Below are 9,612 nucleotides of genomic sequence, written 5' to 3'. Positions count from 1 at the left end.
TATTACCCCGCCACTTTCACTCTTAGGCTACAATCACGTACATTCAGCCTGAGAGATCCGTTGCGGAAATAACGCCCAATTAAGGTGTGAGGCACGCTATGCCGATGCCGCCGCATACCGCCTTAATCACTAAAACCAACGCATAGCAAAAGTGCCACGCGTGCCGAATCACTCTTAAATTGTTTGTTAGTACGCTGTTCTAAAACTTTTTGGTTTGCACCAAGATATTGAAATATAGCACGAAACTGTTGGTTTAAAACGCTGAAGCCAAACGGACAACCGCCAAACTGGAACTCAATCTCAAGACGCAAGTGGGCTAGAAGAAAAACACGCCAAACTTCCCTATTTTGACTGGTTTCAAATTAGCAAGGGATTCGGTCACCGAACTTTGACAACCACACCAAAGTACAGAATTGAAGGCTAAAAAGCCAACAACACAAAAGAATCCGCACCAACGAAATAGCCCAAAAGTTAGAAACCGTAAACGGTGAAATCGACGCGGGCGCTACGCATATAGTGCCACCGGAAAGAACGTGAAAGGCACATTTGATCCAGTGAAAAGCTAGGAAACGAAACAGATAAACACCGAAATTTTTAACCTTTGATACCAATCCCGTACTAACGCCGCGTTAAGGGGTGCAGGCACGCAATACAAAAGCTACCGCACAGTGCCGTAACCACTGAACCCAACGCAAACTGAAAATGCCACGCGTGCCAAATCCCACTTAAACGCTTTGTTATGCTTAAGCTTCAACACCCGCATTTTTACCAAAACCAAGATTAACTCGACTAGGATTAGCTAACAAAAGGCAAAACCTAAAAAACTGAAATGACTCATAATTTTTGAAAATCAGACTTTGAAATTTGGCTGCTAAAACTCAAAAAACTAAGATCAAATTGCTGATTGAGCCAACTGCCCTAATCTCGTGCTTACCCGAAAATTGATTGAGGCAATTCTCTGAATTTTCAGCGCCAAAGAATAAGTGTCCGGAAAACAGCGACCAATGAAGTCAACTTGCCGACAAGCACATAACCTATCAGCCAAGGGAACAAAGAAAAACCATAATCCACTGATTTTATTTGATTAAGCATAACGCCCAATTAAGGTGTGAGGCACGCAATACCGATGCTTCCGCATACCACCTTAACCACTAAAACCAACGCATACCAAAAATGCCACGCGTGCCGAATCACTCTTAAATTGTTTGTTATAAAGCGGACTCTACATTAAACGCCTTTTCTAACCACACCGAGCTTATGTACTGCCCGTGTTTCTTCGCATACTCATTGAAAACTCCGACTTCTCTGAAACCAAACCGTTTATGTAATGCAACTGATGCGTCGTTTGGTAATGCAACACCCGACAATACACGGTGGACGCCGTAAGCACGAATAGATGAGAACAACTGAGTATATAGTTTAGAACCTAAACCTTTCCCTTTAGCTTCTTGTGCCAGATACACGGTCACTTCTACAGTATCGTCAAAAGCTGAAATTGCTCTGTACTGTTGGGAACATGCAAAACCTAGCAATTCGCCGTTTTCTATAGCGACATATAGTTGATATTTGGTGTTGCTAGAGAACTGAGAAAACCATTTCTGACGATTTTCCAGAGTAAATGGAACTTCCTCAAAGCGTGCATTGGTGTGTTCAATATAAAAATTAAAGATGTCTGTAATACCAGTAACATCTTCAAGTTTACCTGTTCGAATTTCCACGAAATGTCCTTTTTCTTCGAGCTTTATAACGCCGCGTTAAGTAGTGAGCAACGCTACCGCCAAACCTAAACCATTGCACCTTAAACACATAAGCTGAATCAAACCCAAAATGCCACGCGTTGCGAATCTGTCTTAAACGCTTTGTTATGCGCCTTTACCGCCGAACATATCAATGATTTCTAGCTGTTGCTTTTCTTTTGCTCGTTTTTCAAGATATTCTTGCCTTTCTTTTTCAAGCCTTTCTTTCTCAATCTCAGCGTATTCCTTGATGCTAGCTTTATCTAAATTTAGTAAATACTTTTCAAATACCTCGATTGTCTCCACAGAGGATATAACATCTTCCGTCGTCGGTTCGATGCGGCCATGTGCAGCCATATTTCTTAATCGACGTGCTTCGTTAAAACGTTCACTAAGTGCGTTTGGTACGACGACACCAAATTTTTCCCAACGCCCATTGACTAAGTCTATTGTTGAAGGACGACGACGGAGGAAATTTAAGCTTGTTTTCTCTGCAAATTCTTCGATTTCTTTTTCAATGTAAGTCCAAGCAGAGAGCAATGCACCCAATGGGTGTATTTTTGCTAAATCTTTAAGTTTATCTAGCTCTTGATCATTAGTTGGGTCATTTAGCTTATATTCTAGCAAGTCTGATTCGTCAGCGAATTGATTGATAACTTCATCGTATTCCTGATCGTAATGAGTTTTAAGCACCTCTCGAAAAAAGTTCTCTGCGATATTCATATAGAAAATGCTAGTCAATTCGTTTGGTGAACCGAAGCGATGCTGAAGAGCATTTCTTTCATCTATCAAGAGCTCTATTTTGTTCAGCAGAGGTAAGCTTATCGATTTATCTTGCAAGACCTTAAGGCAACCTTGGATAGTAATTGTTTCTTTGGGTCCTTTGTATATTGATTCACCAGCGTCAAGCACTAAGTCTTTTAAGACTAGCTCTACAGCATTTGCTAAATGCAAAATTAGCAATTTTCGATCTAATTCTTTCTTACCATTGTAGTGGGTTATAGAGTGACCAAGTAACTCCATAGCGCTCTGAAATAAAGGTGATTCTATCGCCAAATCTTATTCCTCATAAATTACCATCCATCCTCTTGGGGCGCATAACGCCGCATTAAGGTGTGAGCAACGCTACCACCTAACCTAATCCATACCACCGTAAACACGAAACCCAACGATGGAATGAAAAATGCCGTGCGTTGGGAATCACTCTTAAATGCTTTGTTAGGGCTATATTGCTTGCCTGAGTTTCCGATATTCACTAAACAATACAGGCAAAATACTTTCTCTAGTGTGTACACTTCTACTATGCCGTTCTTTCTTTTTGACTTCACTAAAAAAGTAGTCCGTACAGTTTTTAAGCCCAGCGTTCTCAAAATAGTCCGCGGAGTTACATTCAGGAATAGACAGCAAGCCTCCACTATCTTTATCGTATATAACTAGCTTGACCTGAAAAGACTCCAACATATGCTTAAGATCCTCATCAAATGTCATAAAAATGGGGATGAAATAGTCAGTTTTTGCCCCTAAACCAGAAGACATCAGGCGCTCCATTAGTCTAGGGGTTATCATATCCCAAGCAATGTTATCCAAATTCTTTAAAAGTTTCTTTTTGTTACCACCTTTTTGGATTTTCTTTAGTATCGGCAGCGACTTTGAATCACAGAAATACTCATGTGCTAATATCGCTTCTCGCTCCATATAAATTCCCACTTCACTGTGCATGAAGTCGAAAAATTCGAGCATTTTATTTCTGCCATTCTTGTTAGATGATAAATTTATCCGTAACATTCCGATAATACTCAGCAGGACTACTCTTTGAAAATCAGCAAACTGCGATAGGTAGTTTTTACCCTCACTTGACATGTAAAACCCAAATGTAGCATCAATAGCACGTCGAGCAGACTGTCTATAAGATAGAAGGAAATTAGGTCTTAATGTCCGACTATATTCTTTACTGTCAATACTTGAAAAGTAATGAAGACTAACAAGATTTTTCCTAAAGTTAATATTCAGACTTTTCCAAAATTCCAGTTTACTTTTTGCTGAGAAATTAGCAGATGGAAGAACGTGCTTAATATTTTCAATCATATAGAAAAGAAAATCAAAGTTAAGACCATCACGCAGAAGATCATCAATGATAGGTAATAGCTTGGGTCCGACAGTACCTAGAGGCTTCCCTCTAACAAGACTGTCGATATAGGAACAGATATTTGAGTCCATCATTACTGAGTGATCTATTGGAAATACATTAGTTCCTTTAATGAATATATTCTTAATCATTTCATCGTCGATGAAATATAGCTTATCTGACTTAAAATAAGGGATTAAGTAATTATCTGGCTTCTTTGTGTGTTTTTGGACACATTGAGGTAATACATTTCTATCGTAGTTATCGAGCTGAATCACACTACTCAAATTAGGGTACTGACCATTAAGCTTCCCCCAAGCCTCTAGGACATCAACAGGCTTGTCTGAAATTGATAGCTCCCCAATACACATGTTAACTTCGGAATTATTAAAGATGTTCAATATCTGCACTCCAATTTTGTAGCCCTAACGCCCTGTTAAGGGGTGAGCAACGCAATACCAAAGCCGCTGCATACCACCTTAAACACTTAAACCAACGCATAGTAAAAATGCCACGCGTTGCGAATCCCTCTTGAACAGTTTGTTAGTATTCAGACCCAACCTGTTACACCGAACTTAAAAAGAAGTCTTATTTGTCAGTTCTCTATCGTCTTGATACCACAGTTTTCACAGATCGTATGTCGAGAAAACTCATCCATAGAAGCTAAAAATGGACCAACTGCCCAGCCTTTGATTAACCCAGCAATAAACTCTTTACGCTTTTGATGTTTTACACCAGCAAAAGGACTTGGGTTCCTAATCAATACGGTAATATGTTTGGATTTAATGTTGCAAGCAGAACACTGATATTTGTCTATCTGATGAAGCACTAATTTTCCTCCTGAATACTAACGCCGCATTAAGGTGTGAGCAACGCTACCACGAAACTCAACCAAGCCACCGTAAACACTGAACCCAACGATGAAATGAAAAATGCCAAGCGTTGGGAATCACTCTTAAATGCTTTGTTAGCTCACGCTTTGGTACATTGCATAAAGCTCAATGAAGTCATGAACAAACTGTACGTATAACCAGAGCGAAGCGGCAAGGCTCAATAGACACCATGTTATTGTTGTTTTGTGTTTGTCCTGAAAGCTACCCTTACGGTAACCTAGTTTAAATATATCTCTATATTTAAACAAAATTGGTAATGCGATGAGTAGTACCGAAATAGCAATGCTATCCCACCACATTAATACCCCTCCTGAACGACTAATTGCATCACAAACACCTCCTAATATAAAAGAGCCCATGACAGAAGACTGGATCACAATAGCACTTTTAAAGTAGCTGAGTTTTTTTGAATGTCTATTGACTAGATCTTTTTCGACATTCAGGTAGCTAATAATAAAAAACTGTATTCCCCATACCATTATCACCAATTGCATAGAGCTAAGCATCTTGCTCATGAAGTACCACTGAATGTCGGGAAGGAAGACCTCAAAAGCATCTTCATTATAGAGCGACATGAACGCCTTATACGGTGAAGACTCCATCACTGGTAGCAAAAACTTGAAACCGCTGACAAACGAAACAACACAGGAAAGAAAGAAAAAAAGCCAACCAAGCATGATACGATGACGCCTCAATAGAAAATTATTCTAGGAATTATACACTTATGTAGCCAACCTTATAAGGCACTACGACCTGTAAATCTTCCATCAGACAAATTATCTTCGATGAGTGAGCTAACGCCCTGTTAAGGGGTGAGCAACGCAATACATAAGCCGCCGCATACCACCTTAACCACTTAATGCAACGCATAGTAAAAATGCCACGCGTTGCGAATCCCTCTTAAACAGTTTGTTAGGCTACGACTACGGAGCATTACTTCGCATTATTTCAAGTTGCTCAATACACACCGAACGACTTTTAAAAAAGATATACTTCTCAAATTCAGAAATCATACAAGAGTAGGAATTTACGTCCCCAGTATAGCCATTACCCTTAACCCACTCGCAGTAAACTAGCTTACTATCAGACTCTTTAGCGGAAATACACACACTTGACTCTGGTAGCATATAGTTAAAGCCAAACATATCATCTCGGACTTCATTAATAGCTTGAGCATATAATGGAAATAATAGCGCGAACAAAGCAGAAAATAATTTAATGTTCACTTTATCCTCTTTAAGTAGCCTAACGCCCAATTAAGGTGTGAAGCACGCGACCACATAACCCAATTTGAACGCCTTAATCACTAAACTAGACCCAAACCAAAAATGCCAAGCGTGCTGAATCACTCTTAAATTGTTTGTTATGTTTATTCTTTGAAGTAAAGACCAAGTCCTGCAAAATCAACCTTTGGTTCCAAAGAACGCTCTGTCAATGAGTACTTAGTTTTGGAGAAGTCCATACAAACCAACTCTATGCTTTCATCAATTAGCATCGAAAGTGTTCGCTTGTCCTGTGGCGATGCCTTCGCTCCAATGTATATTTTGGTAATTTTTCCTGGATGAGTGTTTCGGTTTTCACCATCATGAATAATACGGTACTCATTTTCGTATGCCCATGACTCATGCTTTATAGTTAAAGCACTACTGATTGTTGCATAAAAATCTTCAGTCGAACCTTCTTCGATTTTTTGTTGGTGCAAAGACAAAAACTCTTGATCAGTGTCAGGCAATGCATCTAGATAGTTGTTTATCTGTTCTGTTGTTCTGTATTCAACCTTTCGGGCATTTTGCACAATACAAAGTCGATCATTAGGAAAATCGCCAAACACTCCCTGCTCTTTCAAGCTACAGATTTCTTCAGTACTAAATGGAGTGTATTCAACACAAATACCTCTGTGAGAATCCGCATAATGGGACCACATTAGTAAATTATCATGATCTCTAGCAAGACAAAGGATTTTCTTACTTTCGAGGAAAAACTCTTTCATTTTGTCACCCTTTATGAGTCCACAATCGAATGGGTCATTAAAGGCAGATGGTGAACTAAACCAACAATACTCATTAATAAAAGCATCAAGTGTGTTCTTGTTTAATGCCATATATTTGTAGAATTTCACCGTTAACCTCTTTTAAACATAACGCCTTGTTAAGGTGTGAGGCACGCAATACCGAGGTTTCCGCATACCGCCTTAACCACTGAACTTAACGCATAGTAAAAATGCCACGCGTGCCGAATCACTCTTGAACAATTTGTTAGGTTTTGGGCTTATTCCCCCAGTGAACCCCAATCTGTTAGATTTAATTGCTTACGCCTAATGTAATAGAAGGTTGCCATAACCAAGCCAAACAAAGCGCCAGTAAGTAACGAAATGAAAACTGCTTCTAAAACTGGTTTACCTAACTCGTTCCACACAAGAAACCATTGAAATACTCCCCAAACAGGAGCAAAGAAAGTCGCACAAAGCATAACGTTTGCAAAGAAGCTTTGATAATAAGGCGGTGGAAAACACAGTCCTAGTTTACGTAACGACTTTACAAGTGGGGGATTGTAGTTCGACTTCCAAACACCTTTGTCACTTAATTCTTTGTGCGCAAGTTGTAGCTTCGTTTCATAATCCATGACCCAAAATCCTTGTATTCGATGTTTCCCGTGGAGAAACCTAACGCCCAATTAAGGTGTGAAGCACGCATTGACCAAGCCGCTGCATAGCACTTAAACACCGAAAGCTAACGCATGGCAAAAATGCCACGCGTGCTGAATCACTCTTAAATTGTTTGTTAGGTGATATTTTCAACTTGGTTTTCAAGCTTCTTTTTATACATCTGATATGGATAGTCACCGTCAAACTTCATGTTTTTCATGTCAGGCAATCCCTCTATAGAAGCATGCACCGCAACAGGAGAGTATTTAAACTTGGTATCTTGGATAACTACAGACAATGCAGGTATTGAGCTTTGAACAACTTTCAGTTCTCGACAGCCTAAATCAAGCATTAAATTTGTAGGGATACCCTGCCGCTGCATTTGAAACCGCACCTCTGGGCTGATTATATCTTCTACGCTAGAAACTGTTTTGACTGCATCTTTAACCAGAATAACCTTAGGGATGAAAGCCTTTTCATTCTCTGGGTGAGGCTGCTGATTTAAAGTAATGTCAATAATGGAAAACGGTGGAGCATAAACCCATGCATGACCCGCTGTAAAATTACCATGATCAACTGACCAGTAGTAAGTATTATCAATTCCAGAGCTTTGCGGAAACTCAATAGTCGTGGAACCTTTTATGCAAGCACACCAAACTCCCTTTCGTTCAAGTATACGAGCCAAAATACCAGAAATATCTACACATGCCCCCTCTCGACCATTTTTGATCAGCTCTGAACTCATTATTTCGACGACGTCTGTAATTACTTTTTCCGCTTTGTCCAAATACTCTTGTGAGTAGTTTTGCTCTGCTACAAACTTTGCAAACTTTATAAGGTAGCTTGGATCAGCCTGTTCTGCTTTAAGAAAATTGGGATGATCGTAGAAATCAGTTTGTTCAACGGGTATACCTTTCGATTCAAACTCTCTTTTTAATTCTTCATATAAACTCAAAATTACCTCCTTTCACCTAACGCCGCATTAAGGTGTGAGCAACGCGACCACAGACCTAAACCTTACCACCGTAAACACGAAACCCAACGATGGAATGAAAAATGCCAAGCGTTGGGAATCACTCTTAAATGCTTTGTTATGTTAATTTTTTGATGAGAATTCAACTTCTTGAGGTGTGTTTCGATCTTTTTCGCAGATAACGACGGTATTGGCGAGTTTGTCGTGCCACCCCTGTTTACGCTTGTCCCAAGCCACCCAAAATATACCTAGTCCAAGAGGGATTGTCGCTAGGATATACCCAAGATATCTTACAATATACTGTTGAAGGGTAGGTTTATCGCCAGTTTTAGCGTCTACAATTTTCGCTGATATAGCCATTTTACCTGGTGTCGCTTGACGATAAAGCCAGAAACCAATGATCGCTACCAATGGAAAAATCCAGCTTAAAATCAGGTCAGCGAAGCCTTGTACTAACGCATCGTTGTCAAAATATGCCCAGCCATAAACCGCTACTAGAATCGGGTATGTAAGGACACAAATTATCACAGTATCAATTAGACTAGCACCAACTCGAGGCCAAAAACCTGAATATTCGTACAAATCACTCATTTTCGCGGGAACATTATCTTTCATATTATTTACCTAGTTTATATAACCAACGTAAATGCATGATACGTAATGTAATTTCTTTCTCAAGACAATATTCAATTAATTGCAACACGCTTCAATTAACATAACGCCCTGTTAAGGGGTGAGCAACGCAATACCGAAGCCACCGCACACCACCTTAATCACTAAAATCAACGCATAGTAAAAATGCCACGCGTTGCGAATCCCTCTTGAACAGTTTGTTAGAGCGCAACTCACAGGGTGAACAGAGCTTCCAAAAGAGAATTTACCAAGGAAGAAATTCCTAGAAATAGCACTACTGGCAAGCCTATCGCTATTATCAGTTTAAACTCGACAAATTGACCTACAACGGCATCACCATACCTACCACCCAGAAACTTTCTCGATTCGTCACCTACTGTCGATTTGACTTCATCTGTAACCGTCTTGCGATCTTTACCAATGAATTCTTTAAACAGCATAAAGCCGAAAGGAGCGATAATAATGCCGGCGATAAGATATGAAATGTAATCAACTATATCGGTCATGTTCATACTTTTTTCTCCTGCGCTCTAACGCGCAGTTAAGGTGTGAGAGACGCACATGCACCCTAACCTAAAATAAACTCTGATAAATCCGTGCCTATTTGG

10 protein-coding genes are annotated in these 9,612 nt (G+C 39.8%); all 10 read right to left on the bottom strand.

Going from position 1 to position 9,612, the window contains the following annotated elements:
- Window positions 1–1,208: 1,208 nt before the first annotated feature.
- The 10 genes from R7P72_RS23355 to R7P72_RS23305 all read right to left on the bottom strand — a co-directional run bounded on the left by R7P72_RS23355 (window position 1,209) and on the right by R7P72_RS23305 (window position 9,516).
- A complete protein-coding gene (locus R7P72_RS23355; protein ID WP_005377035.1) occupies window positions 1,209–1,718 on the bottom strand; it encodes a GNAT family N-acetyltransferase in 510 nt (169 codons plus the stop codon).
- 144 nt (window positions 1,719–1,862) lie between these two features.
- Complete coding sequence (locus R7P72_RS23350) at window positions 1,863–2,792, bottom strand: hypothetical protein (RefSeq protein ID WP_232284619.1); 930 nt, start codon at window positions 2,790–2,792, stop codon at window positions 1,863–1,865.
- A 168-nt stretch (window positions 2,793–2,960) separates the two neighbouring features.
- Complete coding sequence (locus tag R7P72_RS23345; protein WP_031778950.1) at window positions 2,961–4,262, bottom strand: hypothetical protein; 1,302 nt, start codon at window positions 4,260–4,262, stop codon at window positions 2,961–2,963.
- A gap of 194 nt (window positions 4,263–4,456) precedes the next feature.
- Window positions 4,457–4,690, bottom strand: coding sequence for a hypothetical protein (locus R7P72_RS23335; protein WP_005377029.1), 234 nt, complete (start codon window positions 4,688–4,690; stop codon window positions 4,457–4,459).
- A gap of 138 nt (window positions 4,691–4,828) precedes the next feature.
- Complete coding sequence (locus tag R7P72_RS23330) at window positions 4,829–5,431, bottom strand: hypothetical protein (RefSeq protein ID WP_005377028.1); 603 nt, start codon at window positions 5,429–5,431, stop codon at window positions 4,829–4,831.
- A gap of 692 nt (window positions 5,432–6,123) precedes the next feature.
- Complete coding sequence (locus R7P72_RS23325; RefSeq protein ID WP_005377025.1) at window positions 6,124–6,873, bottom strand: DUF2971 domain-containing protein; 750 nt, start codon at window positions 6,871–6,873, stop codon at window positions 6,124–6,126.
- 149 nt (window positions 6,874–7,022) lie between these two features.
- The gene (locus tag R7P72_RS23320) at window positions 7,023–7,376 is read right to left on the bottom strand and encodes a DUF6404 family protein (RefSeq protein WP_005377023.1); all 354 of its coding nucleotides are present in this window, start codon (window positions 7,374–7,376) and stop codon (window positions 7,023–7,025) included.
- Window positions 7,377–7,534: 158 nt separating this feature from the next.
- On the bottom strand, window positions 7,535–8,353 hold the full coding sequence (locus R7P72_RS23315) for a hypothetical protein (RefSeq protein ID WP_005377022.1): 819 nt from the start codon (window positions 8,351–8,353) through the stop codon (window positions 7,535–7,537).
- A gap of 141 nt (window positions 8,354–8,494) precedes the next feature.
- Window positions 8,495–8,986, bottom strand: a complete 492-nt coding sequence (locus R7P72_RS23310; RefSeq protein ID WP_005377021.1) for an RDD family protein — start codon at window positions 8,984–8,986, stop codon at window positions 8,495–8,497.
- 230 nt (window positions 8,987–9,216) lie between these two features.
- Window positions 9,217–9,516, bottom strand: coding sequence for a hypothetical protein (locus R7P72_RS23305; RefSeq protein ID WP_213907484.1), 300 nt, complete (start codon window positions 9,514–9,516; stop codon window positions 9,217–9,219).
- Window positions 9,517–9,612: the final 96 nt, after the last annotated feature.

It is taken from the genome of Vibrio sp. Vb0888 (assembly GCF_033338835.1).
In the GTDB taxonomy this organism is placed as follows: domain Bacteria; phylum Pseudomonadota; class Gammaproteobacteria; order Enterobacterales; family Vibrionaceae; genus Vibrio; species Vibrio alginolyticus.
Note: the sequence above shows the minus strand (reverse complement) of the source record. Positions and strands in the feature narration are given on the sequence as shown.

Bases quoted from the DNA above. Each gene is read 5' to 3' on its own strand.
- R7P72_RS23330 (WP_005377028.1), bottom strand. From the start codon at position 5,431: ATGCTTGGTTGGCTTTTTTTCTTTCTTTCCTGTGTTGTTTCGTTTGTC.
- R7P72_RS23320 (WP_005377023.1), bottom strand. From the start codon at position 7,376: ATGGATTATGAAACGAAGCTACAACTTGCGCACAAAGAATTAAGTGAC.
- R7P72_RS23310 (WP_005377021.1), bottom strand. From the start codon at position 8,986: ATGAAAGATAATGTTCCCGCGAAAATGAGTGATTTGTACGAATATTCA.
- R7P72_RS23305 (WP_213907484.1), bottom strand. From the start codon at position 9,516: ATGAACATGACCGATATAGTTGATTACATTTCATATCTTATCGCCGGC.